This window comes from Streptomyces sp. DSM 110735 (genome assembly GCF_016482685.1).
In the GTDB taxonomy this organism is placed as follows: Bacteria; Actinomycetota; Actinomycetes; order Streptomycetales; family Streptomycetaceae; genus Streptomyces.
In genome coordinates this window covers 49,001-71,313 of sequence record NZ_JACYHF010000019.1, presented here as the reverse complement: position 1 = coordinate 71,313, position 22,313 = coordinate 49,001, and the positions used below count along the sequence as shown (strand labels likewise).

Below are 22,313 nucleotides of genomic sequence, written 5' to 3'. Positions count from 1 at the left end.
ACTCATGGGAGCCCAGCTCCGGGTCTACAAGCGTCGCATCCGATCCGTCACCGCGACCAAGAAGATCACCAAGGCGATGGAGATGATCGCCGCCTCGCGCGTCGTCAAGGCGCAGCGCAAGGTGGCCGCCTCCAAGCCGTACGCGGACGAGCTCACGCGCGCCGTCACGGCGGTGGCCACCGGGTCGAACACCAAGCACCCGCTGACCACGGAGGCGGAGAACCCGACCCGTGCCGCGGTCCTGCTCCTCTCGAGCGACCGCGGTCTGGCCGGCGCCTTCAACTCCAACGCGATCAAGGCGGCCGAGCAGCTCACCGAGCGCCTTGAGCGCGAGGGCAAGCAGGTCGAGACGTTCATCGTCGGCCGGCGCGGTATCGCCCACTACAACTTCCGCGAGCGCAAGGTCGCGGAGTCGTGGACGGGCTTCACCGACGAGCCGACGTACGCGGACGCCAAGAAGGTCGCCGAGCCGCTGATCAACGCCATCGAGACCCCCGACTCGGAAGGCGGCGTGGACGAGCTGTACCTCGTCTACACCGAGTTCGTGTCGATGATGACGCAGACGGCGGTCGCCCAGCGGCTGCTTCCGCTGCGTCTCGACGAGGTCGCCAAGGAGACCGCCCCCCAGGGGGAGATCCTCCCGCTGTACGACTTCGAGCCCTCGGCGGAGGACGTCCTCGACGCCCTGCTGCCGCGGTATGTGGAGAGCCGCATCTACAACGCGATGCTCCAGTCGGCCGCTTCGAAGCACGCCGCCACGCGGCGCGCGATGAAGTCGGCCACCGACAACGCGGGTGAGCTGATCAACACGCTCTCCCGTCTTGCCAACGCGGCCCGCCAGGCCGAAATCACCCAGGAAATCAGCGAGATCGTCGGTGGCGCCAGTGCCCTGGCCGACGCGAGCTCGGGGAGTGACCGATAAATGACCACCACTGTTGAGACCGCGACGGCTACGGGCCGCGTCGCCCGGGTCATCGGCCCGGTCGTCGACGTGGAGTTCCCCGTCGACGCGATGCCGGACATCTACAACGCCCTGACCGTCGAGGTCGCCGACCCGGCGCGGGCGGGCGAGAAGAAGACGCTGACCCTGGAGGTCGCCCAGCACCTGGGTGACGGCCTGGTCCGCACCATCTCCATGCAGCCCACCGACGGTCTGGTCCGCCAGGCCGCGGTGACCGACACGGGCGACGGCATCACCGTCCCGGTCGGTGACTTCACCAAGGGCAAGGTGTTCAACACCCTCGGTGAGGTGCTGAACTCCGAGGAGAAGCACGAGGGCGAGCGCTGGTCCATCCACCGCAAGGCCCCGAACTTCGACGAGCTCGAGTCGAAGACCGAGATGTTCGAGACCGGCGTCAAGGTCATCGACCTGCTGACCCCGTACGTCAAGGGCGGCAAGATCGGTCTGTTCGGCGGTGCCGGTGTCGGCAAGACGGTGCTCATCCAGGAGATGATCTACCGCGTCGCCAACAACCACGACGGTGTCTCCGTGTTCGCCGGTGTCGGCGAGCGCACCCGTGAGGGCAACGACCTCATCGCGGAGATGACCGACTCGGGCGTCATCGACAAGACCGCCCTGGTCTTCGGTCAGATGGACGAGCCCCCGGGCACCCGTCTGCGCGTCGCGCTGGCCGGCCTCACCATGGCCGAGTACTTCCGTGACGTCCAGAAGCAGGACGTGCTGTTCTTCATCGACAACATCTTCCGCTTCACGCAGGCCGGTTCCGAGGTCTCCACGCTGCTCGGCCGTATGCCGTCCGCCGTGGGTTACCAGCCGAACCTGGCCGACGAGATGGGTCTCCTCCAGGAGCGCATCACGTCGACCCGCGGTCACTCGATCACCTCGATGCAGGCGATCTACGTCCCCGCGGACGACCTGACCGACCCGGCCCCGGCCACCACGTTCGCCCACCTCGACGCGACGACGGTTCTCTCCCGTCCGATCTCCGAGAAGGGCATCTACCCGGCCGTGGACCCGCTGGACTCCACGTCCCGGATCCTGGACCCGCGCTACATCGCGCAGGACCACTACGACTGTGCGATGCGCGTCAAGAACATCCTGCAGAAGTACAAGGACCTCCAGGACATCATCGCGATCCTCGGTATCGACGAGCTGGGCGAGGAGGACAAGCTCGTCGTCCACCGTGCCCGTCGTGTGGAGCGCTTCCTGTCCCAGAACACCCACGTCGCCAAGCAGTTCACCGGCGTGGACGGTTCGGACGTTCCGGTGGAGGAGACGATCCGCGCGTTCAACATGATCTGCGACGGTGAGTTCGACCACTTCCCGGAGCAGGCGTTCTTCATGTGCGGTGGTATCGAGGACCTGAAGAAGAACGCGAAGGAGCTGGGCGTCTCCTGAGTCCCGCGCTCTTGAGCCTGTGCTCTTGAGCTCGTGCTCTTCGAGGAGGGGGCGGGGTCCGTCCCGCCCCCTCCTTCACGCCCTTTAGAATTGACCCCAACACCCGGCACTACCGCCGGGTGGTGACCCGAGGAGCCAACCTTGGCTGCTGAGCTGCACGTCGAGCTGGTCGCCGCCGACCGCCAGGTCTGGTCCGGCGAGGCCACCCTGGTCGTCGCGCGCACCACGTCCGGCGACATCGGCGTCATGCCCGGTCACCAGCCGCTGCTCGGTGTGCTGGAGTCGGGCCCGGTGACCATCCGCACGAGCGACGGCGGGACCGTCGTCGCCGCGGTGCACGGCGGTTTCATCTCGTTCGCGGACGACAAGCTGTCGCTGCTGGCCGAGGTCGCCGAGCTGGCGGAGGAGATCGACGTCCAGCGCGTCGAGCGGGAGCTGGAGCGCGCGAAGGCGGACGACGACGCGGACGCCGAGCGGCGCGCCGATGTCCGTCTGCGGACGGCGACCGCGGCGAAGTGACCCACCGCGCCGTGTGACCATGTCATTCAGCCGCGGCCGGCCCGGAACATTCCGGTGCCGGTCGCGGCTGTGGCGAATACGGGTGTTTTTCCGGTTCCATTACCTGGCACTGCGGTTTCATTACCTGGTGTCGTCCGCAGTACCCCTACCAGGAAGACGAGGAGGTCGGTGTCGATGGTCCTCGCTCTGACTGTGTGCGGAGCCGTGGTGGCGCTCGTGCTGGTGGGATTGTTCCTGTTCGGTCTGCGCCGCAGGCTGATCCAGCGCTCCGGCGGCACCTTCGACTGTTCGCTGCGCTGGGACGTCTCCACGGAGGCGGACACCAGCGGCAAGGGCTGGAGCTACGGCGTCGCCCGCTACAACGGCGACCGCATCGAGTGGTACCGGGTCTTCTCCTACGCGCTGCGCCCGCGCCGCGTCCTGGAGCGCTCCCGCATCGAGGTGGCCGGGCGCCGGCTGCCCGAGGGCGAGGAGGAGCTGGCTCTGCTGTCCGACGCGGTGATCCTCGCCTGCGTCCACCAGGGCACCCGGCTGGAACTCGCGATGAGCGAAGACGCGCTGACCGGGTTTCTCGCTTGGCTTGAGGCAGCCCCGCCCGGACAGCGCGTCAACGTCGCTTAGGGTCTGGCGACCCCTCGTACTTCCTTACGACAGACCGCTGTTCACGGCCGTCACGAGTTCACCGTTGCTGGTGTCTCCGCTGAAGTCCCAGAAGAACGCGCCGCCCAGACCCTGGTTCTTGGCCCAGCTCATCTTTCCGGCGATGGTCGACGGGGTGTCGTAGGACCACCAGTTGCTGCCGCAGTGCGCGTAGGCCGTGCCCGCGATCGTGCCGGTGACCGGGCAGGAGCCCTTGAGGACCTTGTAGTCCTCGATGCCGGCCTCGTAGGTGCCCGGTGCCGCGCCGGTGGCGGTGCCGCCCGGGGCGTCCTGGGTGACGCCGGTCCAGCCGCGGCCGTAGAAGCCGATGCCGATGAGCAGCTTGCTCGCGGGGACGCCCGCCGCCTTGTACTTGGCCATCGCGTCGGCGGTGGTGAAGCCCGCCTTCGGGATGCCGTTGTACGAGGTGAGCGGGGAGTGCGGGGCGGTCGGACCCTGGGCGTCGAAGGCGCCGAAGAAGTCGTACGTCATCACGTTGTACCAGTTGACGTACTGGGAGGCGCCCGCGTAGTCCGCGGCCTCGATCTTGCCGCCGCTGGAGCCGTCCGCGGTGACCGCGGCGGTCACCAGGGCGCTGGAGCCGAACTTGGAGCGCAGCGCCGAGACGACGTTCTTGAACGCCGCCGCGCCGCTGGTGTCACAGGACAGACCGCAGGCGTTGGGGTACTCCCAGTCGATGTCGATGCCGTCGAAGACATCGGCCCACCGGGGGTCCTTGACCAGGTCGTAGCAGGACTGGGCGAACGCGGCGGGGTTCTTGGCCGCCTCGCCGAAGCCGCCGGACCAGGTCCAGCCGCCGAAGGACCACAGCACCTTGATGTTCGGGTACTTGGCCTTCAGCTCGCGGAGCTGGTTGAAGTTGCCGCGCAGCGGCTGGTCCCAGGTGTCGGCCTGGCCGCTGACCGACTGGTCGGCGGTGAACGCCTTGTCGTAGTCGGCGTAGGAGTCGCCGATCGCGCACTTGCCGCCGGTGACGTTGCCGAAGGCGTAGTTGATGTGCGTGATCTTGGAGGCGGAGCCGGACGTCACGATGTTCTTGACGTTGTAGTTGCGGCCGTAGATGCCCCACTCGGTGAAGTAGCCGAGCTTGACCTTGTCGCCGGTGGCGGGCGGCGGGTTGGTGCCGCCGCCGGTGGTGTGCACCGCGACGGAGCCGCTGACCGGACCGGTCTGGTCGGCGGTGTCACGGGCCTGCACGGTGTACGAGTAGTCGGTGCCCGCGCTCAGCCCGGTGTCGGTGTACGAGGTCGTGGTGACGGTGGCGACCTTGGTGCCGTCGCGCAGGACGTCGTAGTTCTTGACGCCCTTGTCGTCGGTGGCTGCCGACCAGGACAGCTTGACCGAGGTGTCCTTGACCTCGGAGGCGGTCGGGGTGCCCGGCGCGGAGGGCGCCGCGTCTCCCGGGACCGTGGTGCCGTCGCAACTGTCGCCGTTGAGCTTGCAGTTGGACGGGGAGCCGGAGCCCGCGCCGTTGAAGGAGAACGAGACCGAGGCGCCGGGGGCGACCGCGCCGTTGTAGGACTTGTTCTTGGCGGTCCAGTGGGTGCCGGAGGACGTGACGTCGGCGTCCCAGGCGGAGGAGACGGACGTGCCCGAGGGGAAGTCCCACTCGATCTTCCAGGAGTCGATGGCGGTGGAACCGGTGTTCTTGACGGTCCACTTGCCTTCGAAGCCGGTGCCCCAGTCCTGGGTCTTGACGTAGGTTGCCGTCACGTTCGTCGCGGCTTGCGCGGGAGTGGCGATGCCGACCAGGCCGGCCAGGGGGAGCACCAGGGTCGCGGCTGCGGCCGCGGCTCTGAGTCTGAAGCGCATACTGCGCCTCCCTCGTATTGGGGGTGTCAGGAGGCATGGGGGGCATGACTGAGCCTTCACGCCCATGCTGCCGCGAGAATAGAAAGGTCTGGACCACCGGTCAATAGGTCTGGACCATATGGGAGGGAAGTCGGGGAAATTCTCAACTCCCCTCTCCCATACGTTGGTTGGATGAGGAGAGCGCATGGGTGACGCACCACGTTCCGGGACGGTCCTGGTGGTCGACGACGACGCGGCGATCCGCCGCTCCCTGGAACGCGGGCTCCGGCTGAACGGCTTCGCGGTGCGCACCGCCCCCGACGGCAGCCGCGCGCTCGCCGCCGTCACCGAGGAACCGCCGGACGTGCTGGTGCTCGACGTGTCGATGCCCGGGCTCAGCGGCATCCAGGTGTGCTCCCGGCTGCGTGCCGAGGGTCGCGAACTGCCCGTGCTCATGCTCTCCGCGCTGGACGAGACCGCCGACCGCATCGCCGGACTCCAGGCGGGCGGCGACGACTACCTCGTCAAGCCCTTCGCCCTCCAGGAGCTGGTGCTCCGGCTGCGCGCCCTGCTGCGTCGCAGCCCGCCCGCCGACCGCGAACTGCTGCGCGCGGCGGGGCTCGTGATCGACCCCGCCGCCCACACCGCCGAGCGGGACGGACGCCAAATGGAGCTGACCCGGCGCGAGTTCGCACTCCTGGAGGTGCTCGCCCGCAACGCCGGTCTCGTCCTCACCCGCGACCAGCTCCTGGAACGCGTCTGGGGCTACGACTTCGAGGTGCGCACCGACGCCGTGGACACCTTCGTCAGCTATCTGCGGCGCAAGCTGGAGGCGGGCGGCGCGTCCCGGCTGATCCACACCGTGCGCGGCGTCGGCTTCGTCCTCAGGGAGACGCCGTGAAGCTCTCCACCCGGGTCGGCATCGCCGTCGGCTGCACCGTGCCGCTGCTCGTGCTCGCCTCGGGGTGGCTGCTGCTGCACCTGGTCGCGCGCGATCTGCGCGGGGCGGGCACCGAGCATCTGCGGCAGCGGGCGACCGCCATCGCCCCCGACGCCCGCGCCCTGCTGCGCGCCTCCGCGAACGGGCGCCCCCGGGTCGCCGACGTGCGCGAGCGGAAGCTGTTCAGCGCCGCCCTCGACGTGGGCGTACGCGTCGAGGGCGCGGGCACCTCCTTCAGCGGCGGTCCGCAGCCCGGCGGCTCGGTCCGGCTGCCCGCGCCCGGCGCCGGACCGGTCACCGTCCGGGACGGCGGGCGCGCCTGGCAGGTCCTGGCGCGGACGGTCCGCGCCGGGAGCGCGCGCGGCACGCTCTGGGTCTTCGCGCCCGACACCGCGAGCCGCGCCCAGGTCCGGTTGGTGCGGCGCCGGGTGGTGCTGACCGCGCTGCTCGCCGCGCCGCTGTCCGGGCTGCTCGCCTGGGGCGTCGCGAGCGGTGCGAGCGCCCCGCTGCGGCGCCTGACGCGCCGTACTGCCGGGCTCGACCCGCGCACCAGCGGGGACCGCCCCGGGCAGGAGCGCACCGGGGTCACCGAGGTGGACGAGCTGGCCGCCACCCTGCGCACCGTCCTCGCCCGCTACGACGAGCAGGCGGCGCGCACCGCCGAGGCGCTGGACACCGCCCGCTCCTTCTCCTCCGCCGCCGCGCACGAACTGCGCACCCCGCTGATGAGCATGGGCACCAACCTCGACATCCTCGGCTTCCCCGGGCTGCCCGACGGCGACCGCGAGGAGGTGCTGGCGGACCTCAGGATCGAACACGCCCGGCTGCTCGGTCTGCTGGTGATGCTGCGGGAGCTGGGGCGGGGCGACCTGGTGGAGGCGGAGACCTTCGCGCCCGTGGACCTCGGGGACGTCGCCGACGCGTCCGTGGCCGAGGCGCGCCGCCGGGACCGGGACGCCGGGATCACCCTGGACGCGGAGCCGGGACTGTCCGTGCACGGCTGGGAGCCGGGGCTGCGGCTGCTGCTGGACAACCTGCTCGCCAACGCGCTGGCCCACGGGCGCGACGCGAGGGGTGCCGCCCGGATACGGGTGAGCGCGCACCGCGCCGGGAACGACGCCGTCCTCACCGTGACCGACCGGGGACCCGGCATACCGCCCGAGTCCCGGCAGCGGGTCTTCGAGCGGTTCCGGCGCGGCCCGGACAGCACGGGCTCCGGTCTCGGTCTCACCCTCGTCGCCCAGCAGACGGCGCTGCACCGGGGGAGCGTGGGTATCGCCGACGGTCCGGACGGCGCGGGGACGCGCTTCGAGGTACGGCTGCCGCTCGGCGGCACGGGTCGACCGGGGCGCCGGGACTGGCTGATCGGCACCGCGCCCCACGGCGGTACGGGCGGGACGAACCGGTCACAGAGTTTCCCCAAAGAAGCCTCCTAGCTTCTTCCGCGACGGACGGCCGGACCGGCCGCCCCGGAAGCGAAGGAGAGGCACATGCCCATACGACCCCAGGCCCGCACCCTCCTGGCCGGACTCGCGGCCGCGGCACTCCTGGCGGGCTCGGCGGGGATCGCCTCGGCCGCCGACGCCACGCCCACCCCGAAGGCCGCAGGACCCACCGGGGACGGCGCCAAGACGCTGTGCAAGCGGGTGCCCAAGATCGACCGACGGCTGCACCGCGCCCTGAAGCGGCTGGACGCGGGCAAGGCGCGGCGCGGCTCGGTGGCGCGGCTCCAGCAGCGCGTGGACAACGCCAAGAAGGCGGACCACTCCGAGGTCGCCACCTTCCTCCAGGACCGGCTGGACTTCCGCAAGTCGCTGCGGACCAGCCTGGAGCAGCGCCAGAAGGACCTGAACTCGGTCAAGGACTGGTGCGCGAAGAACGACGACGGCAAGGCGGGGAGCTGATGCGCGTCGCCGCCGCCGTCCTGCTGACGGCGCTCGCGGTCCTCGCCACCGCCTGCGGCCACGACGACGCCGCGACGACCCCGGGCAGCGGGAGCCCGTCGGCGACCGCCACCGCGACCCCGCCCGGCTACGCGGACATGAAGAAGAAGGTCGACGCCGCCGAGTCGGCTGCCGCCGCGGCGGACCGCGACGCGACGAGCGACGCGGACAAGTAGCGCGTGAGAGGGCCGGGACACCTCAGGCGTCCCGACCCTCTCTCGTGTCCCTCGGTTCCCTGCCTCAGCGCTCCCCGCCCGGTACCCACAGCACGTCCCCGGTCTCCTTGTTCGCCGTGCGGGCCAGGATGAACAGCAGGTCGGAGAGGCGGTTGAGGTAGGTCGCGGTGAGCGGGTTCATCGCGTCGCCGTGCACCTCAAGGGCAGCCCAGGTGGACCGCTCCGCCCGCCGGACGACTGTGCACGCCTGGTGCAGCAGAGCGGCGCCCGGGGTGCCGCCCGGCAGGATGAACGACCGCAGCTTCTCCAGGCGTTCGTTGAACCGGTCGCAGTCCGCCTCAAGGCGGTCCACGTAGAACTGCTCGACCCTCAGCGGCGGGAACTGAGGGTTCTCCACCACCGGCGTCGACAGATCCGCGCCCACGTCGAAGAGATCGTTCTGCACCCGGGTGAGGACGGTCACGATCTCCTCCTCAAGCCCTCCCAACGCGATCGCGGTACCGATCACGGCGTTCGCCTCGTTGGCATCGGCATACGCCGAGATCCGCAGATCCGTCTTGGCGGTCCGGCTCATGTCGCCGAGGGCGGTGGTGCCCTGGTCGCCGGTCCTCGTGTAGATACGCGTCAGATTGACCATGCGGCCAGCGTAGTTACGCCCCGGCCGTACGGAACACCCGTGTGCCCACCGCCACGGCGAGCGCGGCGAATCCGACGGCGACGAGCGAGCCGTACAGCATGTGCGCGCTCGCGTACCGGCCCACGTAGGCGTCGCGCACCGCGTCCACCAGATAGCGGAACGGCACGAGGTGCGAGAGCAGGTCCAGCCACCGGGGACCCAGCGTCATCGGCAGCATGAGCCCGGACAGCAGCATCGACGGCATCGTCAGGGCGTTGATCAGCGGGGCGAACTCCTGCGGGGTGCGCGCCTTCATCGCCAGCGCGTACGACAGCGAGGCCAGCGACACCGTCAGCAGCGCCACGAAGACGAAACCGGCCAGGACGCCCGCCAGCGGTGCTCGCAGCCCCAGCACCAGCGCGGCCAGCACCAGCAGCACCGCCTGGACGACGAGGACCGTCGCGTCCCGCAGCACCCGGCCGAGCAGCAGCGCCAGACGGCTGACCGGGGTCACCCGCAGCCGTTCCACCACCCCCTGCGCGTTCTCCATGATGATCGCGAAGCCCGCGAACGAGGCGCCGAACATGGCGAGTTGGAGCAGGAGTCCGGGGACGAGCAACTGCCAGGAGCTGCCCTGTCCGCCGAGCGGCAGACCGGTCAGCAGCGGGCCGAAGAAGAAGAGGTAGAGCAGCGGCGTCAGCAGCCCGAAGACCAGCCCGAACCGGGAGCGCAGGGACTGGCGCAGAGAGCGGCCGTAGATCAGGGCCGTGTCGTGCAGAAGCATCGGGAGTCCAGGTCCTAGACGGCGACGGGGGAGGAGTCGGCCGGGGCGGGACCGCGGCCGGTGACGGCGAGGAAGGTGTCCTGGAGCGTGGCGTCGAGCGAGCCGCCGTACTCCAGCTTGAGCGCGGACGGGGTGCCCTCGGCGGCCACCACGCCCCGGTCGACGATCACCAGGCGGTCGGCGAGGGCGTCCGCCTCGTCGAGGTAGTGGGTGGTCAGGAACACGGTCGTGCCGTGCTCGTCGCGCAGTTGCCGGATCAGCTCCCACAGGTCGGCGCGGCTGCCGGGGTCGAGACCGGTCGTCGGCTCGTCCAGGAACAGCACCCTGGGGCGGTGGGTGAGCGCCATCGCGATGTCCAGACGGCGGCGCTGACCGCCGGAGAGCGCGCCCACCCTGCGGTCGAGCAGGTCGGTGAGGTCCAGTTCGCGGGCGAGTTCCCCGGCGCGGGCGACCGCCTCGGACCGGGAGAGCCGGTACAGCCGCCCCTGGGTGACGAGTTCCTCGCGCACGCCGACCTGCGGGTCGACCCCGCCGGACTGGGCGACGTAACCGCAGACCCGGCGCACCCCGGCGGGGTCGGTCACCAGGTCGTGCCCGGCGACGGTCGCCGCGCCGCCGGTGGGCTTCAGAAGGGTGGTGAGCATGCGCAGGGTGGTGGTCTTGCCCGCGCCGTTGGGTCCGAGGAAGCCGAGGATCTCGCCCTCGCGCACGGTGAGGTCGACGCACCGTACGGCTTCCACGGGTCCTGTCTTCGTACGGAAGGTGCGGGCCAGTCCGGCCGCGCTGATGACTGCTGCCATGCCCACAGAAAAACAGAGTGCCACCAAAATTGCAACGACTCCAAAATTTCAGGGAGCCCATTTCGGGCGGGACCGATCTACGATGACGGCATGGCAGAGGGGCTCAGGGAGCGGAAGAAGCGCGAGACCAGACAGCGGATCTCGGACATCGCCACCGGACTGTTCCTGGAGCGCGGCTTCATGGCGGTGACGATGGCGGACGTGGCCGAGGCGGCCGACGTCTCCGTGAACACGGTCTACAACTACTTCCCCGCCAAGGAGGACCTCTTCTTCGACCGCGCCGGTGGTCTGGTCGACCGGCTCACGCGCTGGGTGCGCGGCCGCGACACGGGGGAGTCCGCGGCGTCCGCCGTGCTGCGCGAGCTGCGCGGCGAGGTCGAGGCGGTCTCGCCCCGGGTCGGTCTGACCAAGGGCTACGACCGCTTCATGCGCGTCGTCCACGAGGCGCCGCCCCTCAGGTCCCGGCTCTGGACCCTGCAGCAGGAGATCCAGGACCACCTGGCCGCTGCCCTGCGCGAGGAGACGGGCGCCACCGGCGACGACCCCCGGCCCGAGCTGATCGCCGGACAGATCTGCTGGGTCCATCAGACGGTCTCCGCCGCCATCGGACGCGCCATGCTCGCCGGGCGCGAACCCGGCGCGGTCTCCCGCGAAGTGCTCGTCCTCCTGGACGACATCGAGGAGCTGCTGAGCGAGAAGGTCCTCAACTACGCGATCCGGCAGCCCCGCTGACCCGACCAGCCGTCAAAGGGTGCGAAAGCGTACGGATTTGACGCCCCGCGGCGACGGAACCGGAACGTGACGGGTGTCTCACGCCCTGAGACCGTGACACGCGTTACTTACGGTCCTCACGGCCGCGCCCGAGCGCTAATGTCCGCCGAGAGGAACCATAAACAGCGCGTAAGGGGTGTGGGAGTGGCTGGGAAGCTCGCCGTCATCGGAGCCGGGCTCATGGGGTCCGGGATCGCCCAGGTCGCCGCTCAGGCCGGCTGGGACGTCGTTCTGCGTGACGTCACCGACGAGGCACTCAAGCGCGGGACCGACGGCATCCGTGCCTCGTACGACAAGTTCGTGGCCAAGGGCAAGCTGGACGCGGCCGACGCCGACGCCGCCCTCGGGCGGATCACCCCGACCACCGACCTGGACGCGGCGGCGGACGCGGACATCGTGGTCGAAGCGGTCTTCGAGAAGCTGGAGATCAAGCACGAGATCTTCCGCGCGCTCGACAAGATCGTGCGACCCGGCACCGTGCTCGCCTCCAACACCTCCGCCATCCCGATCACCAAGATCGCGGCCGTCACCGAGCACCCCGAGCGCGTCGTCGGCGTCCACTTCTTCTCGCCGGTGCCGATGATGCAGCTCGTCGAACTGGTCCGGGGCTACAAGACCAGCGACGAAACCCTCGCCGCCGCGCGGGAGTTCGCCGAGTCGGTCGGCAAGACCTGCATCGTCGTCAACCGCGACGTCGCCGGGTTCGTCACCACCCGCCTGATCTCCGCCCTCGTGGTCGAGGCCACCAAGCTCTACGAGTCCGGCGTCGCCACCGCCGAGGACATCGACCTCGCCTGCAAGCTCGGCTTCGGACACGCCATGGGTCCGCTGGCCACCGCCGACCTCACCGGCGTGGACATCCTGCTGCACGCCACCGGCAACATCTACACCGAGAGCCAGGACGAGAAGTTCGCCCCGCCGGAGCTGATGCGCCGGATGGTGGACGCCGGTGACATCGGCCGCAAGAGCGGGCAGGGCTTCTACACGTACTGATCCGTACCGACGCGGTACCGGATCGGCACCGACCGGTGTCGACCCCGTACCGATCCGTACACATCCGGACAGGCACCCCCGGAGTATCACTCCCGGGGGTGAATTCGGTATCGGTTCGCTTACAAAGAGCAACCGCTCTGCCCCTCACACAGTCAGACGGTGCACAGCACCGACACGGAGTACGCCACTCGCACTCAACGGGGAGCGCATATGTACATCAGGGGCGACCACGCCGAGCTGGTCGTCGGGGGGCGCCTCGACGTCCGCAGCGCGGCGGACGCCCGTACGGCCCTGCACGCGGCCGTCGACCACGGGATCGGCGATCTCGTGCTCGACCTGTCCGAACTGGACTCCTGGGACGCCACCGGGCTCGGGGTGATCATGGGTGCCCACCGGCGCGCCGGCCGCTGCGGACGCCGCCTGGTGCTGCGCGACGTACCGGCGCAGATGCAGCGCCTGCTGGTCGCCACCCGGCTGCACCGCATCCTCGCCATCGAGGGCGGCATCGGCGTCGAGTCGCTGCCCCGGGTGTGACCGGCGGGCAGTAACGGTCCTGCCCGCGCACGCCGGTTCACGGCGGACGCCCGGCGGAGGCACGGCGGTCACGCGGAGCGGTCGTGACGGGATGTGCCGCGAAGCCGCAAGGCCGGACACGGGCGCCGAACCGCACGTCGGGGGCAATCCTCACCGGACCGTGATCTCTCGGACCGCCCGGCACCCCGCCCTGTCGCGGATGCCGTCCGAAGGTTTAAGGTTCGGTCGCCCGCTGCCTCGTATCCCTTCGAGCGGGACCGGACCAGAAGCGACAGCGCGATGTGCGGCAGGCCGGTGGGGGCCGAGACAGGGCACACGACGCTTTTGGGGAGAACCCATGGACCCGATCACTCCGGGAGCCGAGGAGCACGACCGGGCGCCGAGCCGCCGGCCGCCCCGCGACTCCCTCACCGCCGACCTCGTCCAGAGCGCCCCGGCCCTCGCCCGCACGACCCGTGTCGTCGCCGGTGACTTCCTGCTGACCGTCAACCCCGTCGACGGCAGCGAGATCGCGCCCGTCCCGCCCGGCACCCCGGGCACCGGAACGCCCCGCAGGCGCAGCGCCGAGGAGCGCGCCGAGGCCGAGTACGCCGCCCTGCCGCCCGGCGCCGACGAGCACGAGGTCGAACTGCTCTCCCGTCAGGAGCTGCGCGAGAGCCTCGTCCAGTTGCTCACCCGGGGGCGCTCCGTGCGCCTGACCGGTCCCGCCGGAGCAGGGCGCACCGCCCTGCTCGACCTCGTCGCCGAGGACTGCACCGACCTCGCCCCCGACGGCGTCGTCCGGCTCACCGGCGCCCACCGCACCGCCGACGACCTCCTGCGCGACCTCTTCCACACCGTCTACGACGCCCCGAACCGCCACCCCGGACCGGACGAACTGCGCGCGCTGGTCAAGGAGATCGGCGCCGTCGTCGTCGTGGACGACCTCGAGTTCGGCGGCGCCTCCCTCGCCGACCTCCTCGACTCCACCCCCGAGTGCGCCTTCCTGCTCGGCGCCACCCCCGACATCCCCGCCCCCGCCGCAGAGCTGGAGGTCGAGGAGGTCGAACTCCCCGGTCTGGACCGCGCCGCCAGCGTGGCGATCCTGGAGCGCACGCTCGGCCGCGCCCTCACCGAGGAGGAGGCGAACTGGGCGGGCGACCTGTGGTTCGAGTCCGAGGGACTGCCCCTCCGCTTCGTCCAGGCGGGCGCCCTGCTCCGGCAGCGCGAGCAACTGCGCGCGGGCGCCGGGGTGGTGGACGAGTACGGCGTCTTCCAGGACGTACGGCACCCCGCCGAGGCGGTGTTCGAGGTGCCGGTCGAGGAGGACGAGGCCGAGGAGGTCCCGCTGCCCTCCCTCGGCGAAGCCGCCGCCCCCGCCCCGCTGCTCGCCTCCCGGCTCAGCGCCTCCGCCCGCGCCACGCTCCGCTTCGCCGTCGCGCTGGAGGGCGAGGTGCCCCACCAGGCGCATCTGCCCGCGCTGGTGGGCGACACCCACGCCGACGCCGCGCTCGCCGAGCTGTCCGCCTGCGGTCTGGTCTCCCGCGCCGGTGCCCGCTACCGGCTCGCGACCAGCATCCGCACCCAGTTGGAGGCCGCCGGATACGGCGACGACGCCGCCGAACGCGCCCTCACCGCCGCCCGGCACTACGCCTGGTGGGCCGGTCACCCCTCGGTCGCCCCCGAGCGGGTGTGCGCCGAAGCCGACGCGGTGCTCGCCGCACTCGCCCTGCTCGCCCCCGCCGTACGCCGGCGCCCCGAGGGCGAGGGCGGCGAGGAGGACGCTCAGGAGAACTGCGCGGTACGGCTCGCCCACGCCGCCTGCGCCGCCTTCGCCGCCGGACTCCACTGGAACGCCTGGCAGCGCACCCTGCGGGTGGGCACCGAAGCCGCCAGGCTCGCCGGAGACACCGCCGAACAGGCTTACTTCCACCATGAGTTGGGCGTACTCGCGCTGTGCGAGGGCCAGTTGGACCGGGCGCGCGGCGAACTGGAGACCTCCCAGGGGCTGCGGGCCGCGCTCGCGGACAAGCGGGGCACCGTCGCGGGGCGCCGCGCGCTCGCGCTGGTCGCCGACCGCGCGGGCGACCTGCCCGCGCTCGCCGCGCTGACGGCCGCCGAGGCGTCCGAGACCCGCGCCGACCAGACCCTGCCGGTGCCCGTCACGCTCTACGGCTCCTCCGGCGCGGGCACGGTCACGATGAGCCCGGCGGCGGAGCAGGGCAAGAGCGGGTTCCGCGGTGTGGCCCGGCGCAATCTGGTGGCCGCCGGGTCCGGCGCGCTGCTCGTCGCCGTGCTCGGCACGGTCGTCACGCTCGGCATGACCTCGCAGCAGAACGCCGACCGCGATCCGGCGGGCAGCGTGGAGATCGACCCGTCCGCGACGCAGGGACTGGACGACGGGAACCTGGGCGCGGTGCCGAAGAAGGACGACGCCAAGGCACGCCACAAGTCCGCCCCGAGCGCCCGCCCCACCGACCCGGGTCCCGACGGCACCCTCGGCACCGCCGACGACCCGACCCCGTCCGCCCCGGCGACCACGGCGTCCGCCGACCCGGGGGAGACGAAGGGGACGGGCGGGGGCAAGCACTCGGAGAAGCCCGATCCGAAGCCGAGCCGGACGACGACGAAGCCGTCCTCGAAGCCGACTTCGACCAAGCCCACGACTCCGTCGACGCCGGTCTCGACCCCGCCGTCCACGCCCGCGTCACCGACCTCGACGGAGACCGGCTCCGACCCGGAGACCTCGACCTCCGCCAGCGGTCCCGCCTCGGCGAGCGCCTCGCCCGTCGAGCGGTCAGCCGATCCGTCGAGCAGCGGCCCCGGCGAGGTCATCTGACCGGGGCGCCCGCCCGGAACCCCGGGCGGGTCAGAACAGCCGCAGCTTGTCGTCCTCGATGCCGCGCATCGCGTCGTAGTCGAGGATCTGGCAGTTGATGCCCCGGTCCGTGGCGAGCACGCGGGCCTGGGGCTTGATCTCCTGGGCGGCGAAGACACCGCGCACCGGGGCGAGATGCGGGTCGCGGTTGAGCAGCTCCAGATAGCGGGTGAGCTGCTCCACGCCGTCGATCTCGCCGCGCCGCTTGATCTCGACCGCGACGGTGCCGCCGTCGGCGTCCCGGCACAGGATGTCCACCGGGCCGATCGCGGTCATGTACTCGCGGCGGATGAGCGTGTAGCCCTCGCCGAGCGTCTCGATGCGGTCCGCGAGCAGCTCCTGGAGGTGTGCTTCCACGCCGTCCTTGATCAGACCGGGGTCCACCCCGAGTTCGTGGGAGGAGTCGTGCAGGATCTCCTCCATTGTGATGATCAGTTTTTCGCCCGCCTTGTTGATGACGGTCCACACCCCGCTGTCGTCCCCCGCGCCCTCCTTCAGGGTGCAGGGCGGCGACATCCAGTTGAGGGGCTTGTAGGCCCGGTCGTCCGCGTGGATGGAGACGCTGCCGTCCGCCTTGACCAGGATCAGGCGGGGAGCCGAGGGCAGGTGGGCGGTGAGCCGGCCGGCGTAGTCGACCGAGCACCGGGCAATGACGAGACGCATGGTCGGCAACGCTACTCGACGCGCCCCGGTGCACGCGATTCGCCCGGAGCCCGTTCCGTACCGCCCGCCTCAACCGTCCAGTGGGTCACCCTATTTGTCCCTGGAAACTCTTGTTCATCCCTGGCCGATTGTGACCGCAGTGCGACCGTTCCATATACGCATTCTGCTGGTGTGGTCACCGACGGTTGCCTACCGTAGGAATCGGGGGGCGCGGTGGGTGCACCGATCGTCCGGATGTCGCGCACTCCCACATCTGTCCGGCAACCCCTGTCCCTCGGGGGTGCGAGAGGAGAACCCATGTCGCTCGACGTCTCACCGGCCCTACTCGAAAAGGCCGAGCGAGGCGAGGTCGACGATGCAGAATTCGTCGACTGCGTCCGGACCTCCCTGCCTTTCGCATGGGAGATGATCAGCACCCTGGTGGCCCGGCTGAAGGTGGACGGCGGACCCTTCGCCGACAACCAGACGCCCCCGCCGGACGAGCACGCGCGTGGTGAGCTGCTGCGTGTGCTCGCGAGCGACGCCATGCGCGGCGCGTTGCAGCGGCACTTCGGAGTGCGGCTCGCCTTCCAGAACTGCCACCGGGTGGCGGTGTTCCCGCTCGACCCCTCGGCCGACGAGACGCTGGCCCGGTTCACCTCGGTGCGCAGCCAGTTGCTCAATCAGTCGCCGGAACTCCGGGACTGCTGACGGCCCGGCCGGCCTGCCGCTCCGGTCCCGCGCAGCCCGCGCGGCGCCGGAGCGGCAGGCACCCCGGCCACCAGTACCGCGGGGCGGTCAGCGCAGTTGGGGCAGTACCTCGGCGCCCAGGCGCCGCAGGTTCTCCTCCGTCGCGTCCAGATCGCCGGACCCCTCGGTGAGCAGGGCGAACCGGGAGATGCCGGTGCGCTCGGCCGTCGCCGCGAGCCGGTCGGCGGCGAGCCGGGGCGTGCCCACCGGGTGCAGCCCGCACAGCAGCTCGGTGTAGGCGTGCGGATCACGCATCGCGCGGGGACGGTTGTCGACGGTCACATGCGCGTCGAGGCCCTGTTTCAGCCAGCCCGGCATCGCCTTCAGCAGCGTCTCCACCGCGTCCGTGCGCCGGTCCGCGAGCTGGCAGACCCCGGCCGAGACGTGCTCGGCTCCGGTGATCTCCTCGCCGGAGCGCCCCGCCGCCCGCGCGTGCCGTCGCCACAGCGCGACCATCTCCGCCTTCTCCTCGTCCCCGATGTGCATCCCGAGCAGCATCGGCAGCCCCCGCTCGGCGGCCAGCCGCACGCTCGCGGGCGAGGTGCACGCGACGACCACCTCGGGTCCCGGTACCTCGGTCAGCGACTCCGAGGGGCGCGGTACGACGGGCACCTCGCGGAACCGGTACCGCTCGCCGTCGGCTCCCACCGAGGACTCCCGCAGCCAGCGCAGCAGCAGGTCGAGGGACTCCGGGAAGCCGCGCTCGTACGCCCCGAGACCGGTGCCGAACACCTCCAGGTCGACCCAGGGACCGCCGCGTCCGACGCCGAGGGTGAAGCGCCCGCCGCTGGTCACGTGCAGCAGCGCCGCCTGCTCGCCGACGGCGACCGGGTGGGCGGTGGGCAGGACGCTGACGGCCGTACCGACCCGGACCCGGCGGGTGCGCCCGAGCAGCAGGGCGGCCAGGGTGATCGCCGACGGGCAGGTCCCGTACGGCACGAAGTGGTGCTCGGCCAGCCACACGGTGTCCAGACCGGCCTCGTCGGCCACCTCCGCCGAGCGGACCGCCCGGTGGAGTGCCTCTCCGGGTCCCTGGCCCGGGAACTGGGCCGCCAGGACAAAACTTCCTACACGCATCGCACTTCCCGCTTTCTCGGCTCCGACCGGAGCTCCCCCGCTCTCGGCATAACCACATGACACGTGCCCAGGACACGGCTCGGCAGGGGGATTTGCGGATTGTCTGCAGAATGGTCGGTTCTCTGCTGGAATGGATCGCCCCTGAAGGGGACTTGTGCGGGTTGGTTCTTTCCCGCGTGCCCGCGGGGGTGCCGCGTAGGCTGGACGCGACCCGTGCTTCCTGTATAGCCCCGAGAGGTGTCCCGTGTCCCCGCGTCGCAACCGACCGAAGGCAGCCGGTGAGTCCGGCCGCAGCGCCGAGGACGACGGAGCCGGCCGGTACGGCGGCTGGCAGTCCAGCGAGAGCTGGCAGGGCGAGGACTGGAGCGTGCGCCATGTCGCGGGGGCGAGCGCCCAGGGCAAGACCTACCGCTGCCCCGGCTGCGACCAGTTGATCCCCTCCGGCGTCCCGCACGTGGTCGCCTGGCCCCAGCACGCGGGCGTCGACGACCGCAGACACTGGCACAAGGCGTGCTGGAACGCGAAGGACCGCCGCACCACGAGGGTGCGGCGGCCCGGTGGCGCGCCGAGGTTCTGACCCGGCGCGGACCTCTCCGTCCGAGGGGCGCGGGCTAGACGTCCCGGGTCCGCAGCAGCGCGTACGCCGCCGCGTACGCCGCCGCCGTCACGCCCAGCATGATCCACAGCGGCTCCCAGCCCGAGGGTCCGGAGTGGCTGAGGGTGTTGTCGTAGAAGACGCCCATCTGGCTCGGGATCGAGTACTCCAGCAGCACCTCCTGGACCTTCTCCAGCGAGGACGTGTTCATGAACAGGGCGATCACCAGCGGGGCGAGCACCGCGCCGATCATGAGGGTGATGGCGCCCGCCGAGTGCCGGATCATGGAGCCGACCAGCAGCGAGATCAGCCCGATCAGCGCGATGAAGAGGCTGATGCCGACCGTCGCCTTCAGCCAGTCCTGGGCGGTCGGCGAGTCCACGCCCTGGTTCTCCAGGAGCGAGGTCTGCACCAGACCCGTCACCGTCACGGTCACCAGCGTCACCACGAACGCGAGGACGAAGAACACGATCGACTTCGCGGCGAGGACCCGGCCCCGGGTCGGGCACGCCGTCATCGTCGTACGGATCATGCCCGTGCCGTACTCCGAGGCGGTGGTCAGCACGCCGAGCGTGATCACGCAGACCATGCCGAGCAGCAGCCCGAAGAAGCCCATGGCGAGCGCGGTCGCGCCGGACAGCTCGGCGTCGGTGCCGCGCACCGCGAGCGCGACCATCAGACCGATGCCGAACACGAGCAGCGCGAACACGCCGAGCGTCCACACCGTCGACCGCACCGATTTGATCTTCGTCCACTCCGAGGCCAGCGCGTGCCCGAGGTGGGTGCGCACGACCGGGATGGGCGAGCTGTAGCCGGGGTACGGACCGCCGCTCACGGCGGCCGCGGGTGCCTGGGGCAGCGGGGGCTGGTGCGTGCTCATCGGGCGTCCTCGGGCTGGGTCGGTTCGGCGGATGCGGCGCCCTGGTCGGCGCTCCCGGCGGACGGCGCGGGCGCGGTCGCCGGGGCGGGCCGCGGAGCCTGCTGCGGCGCCGGGGGAGCGGCGGCGGGCGCCGGCTGCGGCTGAGGCGCCTGTGCGGGCGCCGCGTACGGGTTCGGGGCTCCGGCGCCCACCGCGCCGTACCCGCCGCCGTACGGGCCCGGAGCCGGGGTCTGCGGGGCGTACGGCGTGCCCGGCTGGGGCGGCGGCGGGGCGTACCAGCCCGGCTGGCCCTGGCCCGGCACCGGCATGGGGGGCTGGACGCCCGGCGGCAGCGGCTGCTGGAGCCCCGAGCGCTGGTCGGCGGTCGAGCGGTAGTCGACCACGCCCTGCGTCATCCGCATGTACGCCTCCTCCAGCGACGCCTGGTGCGGGGACAGCTCCCACAGCCGTACGTCCGCGCCGTGCGCGAGGTCGCTGATGCGGGGCAGCGGAAGCCCGGTCACCCGCAGCGCGCCGTCCGGCTCGGGCAGCACATGACCGCCCGCCTCGGTGAGCGCGGCCGTCAGCTTCTCGCGCTGCTGCGGCTCGGTCTCGGGGGTGCGTACCCGCGCGAAGTCGGCGGAGTTGGCGGAGATGAACTCCGTCACGCTCATGTCGGCCATCAACTGGCCGCGCCCGATCACGATGAGGTGGTCGGCGGTCAGCGCCATCTCGCTCATCAGATGCGAGGAGACGAAGACCGTACGGCCCTCGGCGGCGAGCGCCTTCATCAGATTGCGGACCCAGAGGATGCCCTCGGGGTCGAGACCGTTGACCGGCTCGTCGAAGAGCAGTACCTGCGGGTCGCCGAGCAGCGCCGCCGCGATGCCGAGCCGCTGGCCCATGCCGAGCGAGAAGCCCTTGGAACGCCGCTTCGCCACGTCCTGGAGACCGACGACCCCGAGGACCTCGTCCACCCGGCGGGCCGGGATGCCGGACAACTGGGCCAGGCTCAGCAGATGCTGGCGGGCCGAGCGGCCGCCGTGCACCGCCTTGGCGTCCAGGAGCGCGCCGACCTGGCGGGGGGCGTTGGGCAGCTTGCCGTAGGGATAGCCGCCGATGGTCACCGTCCCGGCGGTGGGGTTGTCCAGTCCGAGGATCATCCGCATGGTCGTGGACTTGCCCGAGCCGTTGGGCCCGAGGAAGCCGGTCACCGCGCCCGGACGCACCTGGAAGGAGAGGTTGTGCACCGCGGTCTTGTCACCGTAGCGCTTGGTCAGGCCAGCCGCCTCGATCATGCTCCGCACCCATCGGAAGGTTCAGGACAGCGGGGCGCACGCCCCCGTAAGGGTTAGGAGGATATCCGGGCGCTGACGGTTCCGCTCAAGAGAAAGTAAAGCCAGAGCTTCACCCGGCGTGTCCGAAAGGGTCCGGGAGGCGCGACCGGACACCGTGGCGATCATGCCAGGACCGGGCGAAGCCCCCTGCCGACTGCAACGGAAGGGGGCTCCGCCCGGTCCTGGCGACCGTACGAAACGGCTGCCGCGCGGGTACTAGCGCGTCTGCTGCGCCGGGACGCCGCGCGAGACCGGCTCGTCCTCCACCGGAGCGCCGGCGGCGGCCACCGCGGCACCGGTCAGCGTCGCCAGCATCTCGCGGACGTTGGTCAGCTGCGCGTTGATGCTGTCGCGGCGGTTGGTCAGGGCGGCCAGCTCGCGCTCGGACTCCGAACGGATGCGGTCAGCCTTGGCGTTGGCGTCCGCCACGATGTCCTCGGCCTGGCGCTGCGCCGTCTCCACCGTCTGACGGGCGCGGCGGTCGGCGTCGGTGCGCAGCTTCTCCGCCTCCAGACGGAGCTGCTCGGCGCGGTGCTCGATCTCGGCCAGCCGCTTCTCCGCCTTCTGCTGACGGGAGGCCAGGTCGCGCTCGGACTGCTCGCGGCGCTTGGCGAGGTTCGTCTCGAAGTCGGCGGCGGCCTGCGCTGCCTTGGCGCGGGTCTCCTCGAAGAGGGCGTCCGCCTCCTCGCGCTTGGACTGGGCGTCCTTCTGCGCGTCGGAACGGAGCTGGGCCGCGTCGCCCTTCGCCTTCTCGACGATCCGGACGCCCTCGTCCTCCGCCTTCGCCTTGCGCTCGGCGGCGAAGGACTCGGCGTCGTTACGCACCTGCTGGGCGGCCGACTCGGCCAGCTCGCGGTGCTGTTCGGCCGCGCGCCTTGCCTCCTCGCGCAGGTCCTTCGCCTCTTCCTCGGCGAGCCGAAGGATCTTCTCGACCCGCGCGCCGAGACCCGCGTACGACGGCTCGGCGTCGGTGATCTGGGCCTGGGCGTTCTGCGTCTCGAGGTGGAGCTCCTCGATGCGCTTCTCCAGAGCGGTGATCCGGGAGAGCGCGCTGTCACGGTCGGAGACGAGCTTGGAGATGCGTTCGTCCACCTGAGCGCGGTCGTATCCACGCCGCACAAGCTCGAAGCCGTAGGGGGAAGTGTCGCTCATGGGGTTCCTGTCGAATGAGACCGGTGAGGTGATAGGTGGAATCCTAGGCGCCGAAGCGGTGTGTCATCGAGCGGATACGTGTTTGATCAATAGAATGACACCTCTTTCGGGTGGCCGGACCCCTGACAACTTGCCAAAGACCCGGCAGCACACCCCGC

23 protein-coding genes are annotated in these 22,313 nt (G+C 71.2%); 14 read left to right on the top strand and 9 right to left on the bottom strand.

Annotated elements, in window-relative coordinates; genetic code table 11:
• The first annotated feature begins 4 nt into the window (after positions 1-4).
• From IF655_RS24775 to IF655_RS24760, 4 genes are all read left to right on the top strand, one after another.
• The gene (locus IF655_RS24775) at positions 5-922 is read left to right on the top strand and encodes a F0F1 ATP synthase subunit gamma (protein ID WP_199587325.1); all 918 of its coding nucleotides are present in this window, start codon (positions 5-7) and stop codon (positions 920-922) included.
• Positions 923-2,359 carry a F0F1 ATP synthase subunit beta gene (atpD, locus tag IF655_RS24770; protein ID WP_199587324.1) on the top strand — a complete coding sequence of 479 codons (1,437 nt, stop codon included), beginning with the start codon at positions 923-925 and terminating at the stop codon, positions 2,357-2,359.
• 141 nt (positions 2,360-2,500) lie between these two features.
• Positions 2,501-2,878 (top strand): F0F1 ATP synthase subunit epsilon, encoded by a 378-nt coding sequence (locus tag IF655_RS24765; protein ID WP_199587323.1) that lies wholly within the window; start codon positions 2,501-2,503, stop codon positions 2,876-2,878.
• Positions 2,879-3,052: 174 nt separating this feature from the next.
• Positions 3,053-3,499, top strand: a complete 447-nt coding sequence (locus IF655_RS24760; RefSeq protein ID WP_199587322.1) for a DUF2550 domain-containing protein — start codon at positions 3,053-3,055, stop codon at positions 3,497-3,499.
• A gap of 24 nt (positions 3,500-3,523) precedes the next feature.
• Here the strand turns inward: IF655_RS24760 and IF655_RS24755 are convergent, their stop codons facing one another.
• Positions 3,524-5,350, bottom strand: coding sequence for a glycoside hydrolase family 18 chitinase (locus IF655_RS24755; protein ID WP_199587321.1), 1,827 nt, complete (start codon positions 5,348-5,350; stop codon positions 3,524-3,526).
• Between the two features lie 184 nt (positions 5,351-5,534).
• Here IF655_RS24755 and IF655_RS24750 point away from each other — a divergent pair, with 184 nt between their 5' ends.
• Genes IF655_RS24750 through IF655_RS24735 form a run of 4 tightly spaced genes read left to right on the top strand, consistent with a single transcriptional unit; the run spans position 5,535 to position 8,388 of the window.
• Positions 5,535-6,230 carry a response regulator transcription factor gene (locus IF655_RS24750; RefSeq protein ID WP_199587320.1) on the top strand — a complete coding sequence of 232 codons (696 nt, stop codon included), beginning with the start codon at positions 5,535-5,537 and terminating at the stop codon, positions 6,228-6,230.
• Complete coding sequence (locus IF655_RS31560; RefSeq protein ID WP_199587319.1) at positions 6,227-7,705, top strand: sensor histidine kinase KdpD; 1,479 nt, start codon at positions 6,227-6,229, stop codon at positions 7,703-7,705. The genes IF655_RS24750 and IF655_RS31560 overlap by 4 nt, the downstream gene beginning before the upstream one ends.
• Positions 7,706-7,759: 54 nt before the next feature.
• Positions 7,760-8,173 (top strand): hypothetical protein, encoded by a 414-nt coding sequence (locus IF655_RS24740; RefSeq protein ID WP_199587318.1) that lies wholly within the window; start codon positions 7,760-7,762, stop codon positions 8,171-8,173.
• Positions 8,173-8,388, top strand: a complete 216-nt coding sequence (locus IF655_RS24735; RefSeq protein ID WP_199587317.1) for a hypothetical protein — start codon at positions 8,173-8,175, stop codon at positions 8,386-8,388. Before IF655_RS24740 ends, IF655_RS24735 begins: the two co-directional genes overlap by 1 nt.
• A gap of 64 nt (positions 8,389-8,452) precedes the next feature.
• Here IF655_RS24735 and IF655_RS24730 read toward each other — a convergent pair whose 3' ends face one another.
• From IF655_RS24730 to IF655_RS24720, 3 genes are read right to left on the bottom strand one after another with little or no spacing between them, the layout of a single operon-like run.
• Complete coding sequence (locus IF655_RS24730; RefSeq protein WP_199587316.1) at positions 8,453-9,025, bottom strand: cob(I)yrinic acid a,c-diamide adenosyltransferase; 573 nt, start codon at positions 9,023-9,025, stop codon at positions 8,453-8,455.
• Between the two features lie 13 nt (positions 9,026-9,038).
• Positions 9,039-9,788: an ABC transporter permease gene (locus IF655_RS24725; RefSeq protein ID WP_199587315.1), complete on the bottom strand. Its 750-nt coding sequence runs from the start codon at positions 9,786-9,788 to the stop codon at positions 9,039-9,041.
• Positions 9,789-9,802: 14 nt separating this feature from the next.
• Entirely contained in the window at positions 9,803-10,588 is a 786-nt protein-coding gene (locus IF655_RS24720) for an ABC transporter ATP-binding protein (protein ID WP_199587314.1), read from the bottom strand.
• A gap of 90 nt (positions 10,589-10,678) precedes the next feature.
• On the opposite strand from IF655_RS24720, the gene IF655_RS24715 reads away from it, so the two are divergent.
• From IF655_RS24715 to IF655_RS24700, 4 genes are all read left to right on the top strand, one after another.
• Positions 10,679-11,320, top strand: coding sequence for a TetR/AcrR family transcriptional regulator (locus IF655_RS24715; RefSeq protein ID WP_199587313.1), 642 nt, complete (start codon positions 10,679-10,681; stop codon positions 11,318-11,320).
• A gap of 183 nt (positions 11,321-11,503) precedes the next feature.
• Positions 11,504-12,352 (top strand): 3-hydroxyacyl-CoA dehydrogenase family protein, encoded by an 849-nt coding sequence (locus IF655_RS24710; RefSeq protein ID WP_199587312.1) that lies wholly within the window; start codon positions 11,504-11,506, stop codon positions 12,350-12,352.
• A 210-nt stretch (positions 12,353-12,562) separates the two neighbouring features.
• Positions 12,563-12,886: an STAS domain-containing protein gene (locus IF655_RS24705; RefSeq protein ID WP_199587311.1), complete on the top strand. Its 324-nt coding sequence runs from the start codon at positions 12,563-12,565 to the stop codon at positions 12,884-12,886.
• 337 nt (positions 12,887-13,223) lie between these two features.
• A complete protein-coding gene (locus IF655_RS24700; protein ID WP_199587310.1) occupies positions 13,224-15,704 on the top strand; it encodes an ATP-binding protein in 2,481 nt (826 codons plus the stop codon).
• A gap of 30 nt (positions 15,705-15,734) precedes the next feature.
• On the opposite strand, the gene nucS is transcribed toward IF655_RS24700, so the two are convergent.
• Positions 15,735-16,406, bottom strand: coding sequence for an endonuclease NucS (nucS, locus tag IF655_RS24695; RefSeq protein ID WP_199587309.1), 672 nt, complete (start codon positions 16,404-16,406; stop codon positions 15,735-15,737).
• A gap of 297 nt (positions 16,407-16,703) precedes the next feature.
• On the opposite strand from nucS, the gene IF655_RS24690 reads away from it, so the two are divergent.
• Complete coding sequence (locus tag IF655_RS24690) at positions 16,704-17,096, top strand: SCO5389 family protein (protein WP_199587308.1); 393 nt, start codon at positions 16,704-16,706, stop codon at positions 17,094-17,096.
• Positions 17,097-17,183: 87 nt separating this feature from the next.
• Here the strand turns inward: IF655_RS24690 and IF655_RS24685 are convergent, their stop codons facing one another.
• Positions 17,184-18,212, bottom strand: a complete 1,029-nt coding sequence (locus IF655_RS24685) for an LLM class flavin-dependent oxidoreductase (protein ID WP_199587307.1) — start codon at positions 18,210-18,212, stop codon at positions 17,184-17,186.
• Between the two features lie 244 nt (positions 18,213-18,456).
• Here IF655_RS24685 and IF655_RS24680 point away from each other — a divergent pair, with 244 nt between their 5' ends.
• Complete coding sequence (locus IF655_RS24680; protein WP_199587306.1) at positions 18,457-18,789, top strand: ATP/GTP-binding protein; 333 nt, start codon at positions 18,457-18,459, stop codon at positions 18,787-18,789.
• Between the two features lie 34 nt (positions 18,790-18,823).
• Here the strand turns inward: IF655_RS24680 and IF655_RS24675 are convergent, their stop codons facing one another.
• The 3 genes from IF655_RS24675 to IF655_RS24665 form a co-directional block, all read right to left on the bottom strand.
• Positions 18,824-19,687: an ABC transporter permease gene (locus IF655_RS24675; protein WP_199587305.1), complete on the bottom strand. Its 864-nt coding sequence runs from the start codon at positions 19,685-19,687 to the stop codon at positions 18,824-18,826.
• On the bottom strand, positions 19,684-20,964 hold the full coding sequence (locus IF655_RS24670) for an ABC transporter ATP-binding protein (protein WP_199587304.1): 1,281 nt from the start codon (positions 20,962-20,964) through the stop codon (positions 19,684-19,686). Before IF655_RS24670 ends, IF655_RS24675 begins: the two co-directional genes overlap by 4 nt.
• 255 nt (positions 20,965-21,219) lie before the next feature.
• Positions 21,220-22,155 (bottom strand): cellulose-binding protein, encoded by a 936-nt coding sequence (locus IF655_RS24665; protein WP_199587303.1) that lies wholly within the window; start codon positions 22,153-22,155, stop codon positions 21,220-21,222.
• Positions 22,156-22,313: the final 158 nt, after the last annotated feature.

Coding starts and splice junctions, on each gene's coding strand:
- IF655_RS24775 (WP_199587325.1), top strand. CDS start 5: ATGGGAGCCCAGCTCCGGGTCTACAAGCGTCGCATCCGATCCGTCACC.
- atpD (WP_199587324.1), top strand. CDS start 923: ATGACCACCACTGTTGAGACCGCGACGGCTACGGGCCGCGTCGCCCGG.
- IF655_RS24760 (WP_199587322.1), top strand. CDS start 3,053: ATGGTCCTCGCTCTGACTGTGTGCGGAGCCGTGGTGGCGCTCGTGCTG.
- IF655_RS24755 (WP_199587321.1), bottom strand. CDS start 5,350: ATGCGCTTCAGACTCAGAGCCGCGGCCGCAGCCGCGACCCTGGTGCTC.
- IF655_RS24750 (WP_199587320.1), top strand. CDS start 5,535: ATGGGTGACGCACCACGTTCCGGGACGGTCCTGGTGGTCGACGACGAC.
- IF655_RS24740 (WP_199587318.1), top strand. CDS start 7,760: ATGCCCATACGACCCCAGGCCCGCACCCTCCTGGCCGGACTCGCGGCC.
- IF655_RS24735 (WP_199587317.1), top strand. CDS start 8,173: ATGCGCGTCGCCGCCGCCGTCCTGCTGACGGCGCTCGCGGTCCTCGCC.
- IF655_RS24730 (WP_199587316.1), bottom strand. CDS start 9,025: ATGGTCAATCTGACGCGTATCTACACGAGGACCGGCGACCAGGGCACC.
- IF655_RS24725 (WP_199587315.1), bottom strand. CDS start 9,788: ATGCTTCTGCACGACACGGCCCTGATCTACGGCCGCTCTCTGCGCCAG.
- IF655_RS24720 (WP_199587314.1), bottom strand. CDS start 10,588: ATGGCAGCAGTCATCAGCGCGGCCGGACTGGCCCGCACCTTCCGTACG.
- IF655_RS24715 (WP_199587313.1), top strand. CDS start 10,679: ATGGCAGAGGGGCTCAGGGAGCGGAAGAAGCGCGAGACCAGACAGCGG.
- IF655_RS24705 (WP_199587311.1), top strand. CDS start 12,563: ATGTACATCAGGGGCGACCACGCCGAGCTGGTCGTCGGGGGGCGCCTC.
- IF655_RS24700 (WP_199587310.1), top strand. CDS start 13,224: ATGGACCCGATCACTCCGGGAGCCGAGGAGCACGACCGGGCGCCGAGC.
- nucS (WP_199587309.1), bottom strand. CDS start 16,406: ATGCGTCTCGTCATTGCCCGGTGCTCGGTCGACTACGCCGGCCGGCTC.
- IF655_RS24690 (WP_199587308.1), top strand. CDS start 16,704: ATGTCGCTCGACGTCTCACCGGCCCTACTCGAAAAGGCCGAGCGAGGC.
- IF655_RS24685 (WP_199587307.1), bottom strand. CDS start 18,212: ATGCGTGTAGGAAGTTTTGTCCTGGCGGCCCAGTTCCCGGGCCAGGGA.
- IF655_RS24675 (WP_199587305.1), bottom strand. CDS start 19,687: ATGAGCACGCACCAGCCCCCGCTGCCCCAGGCACCCGCGGCCGCCGTG.
- IF655_RS24670 (WP_199587304.1), bottom strand. CDS start 20,964: ATGATCGAGGCGGCTGGCCTGACCAAGCGCTACGGTGACAAGACCGCG.
- IF655_RS24665 (WP_199587303.1), bottom strand. CDS start 22,155: ATGAGCGACACTTCCCCCTACGGCTTCGAGCTTGTGCGGCGTGGATAC.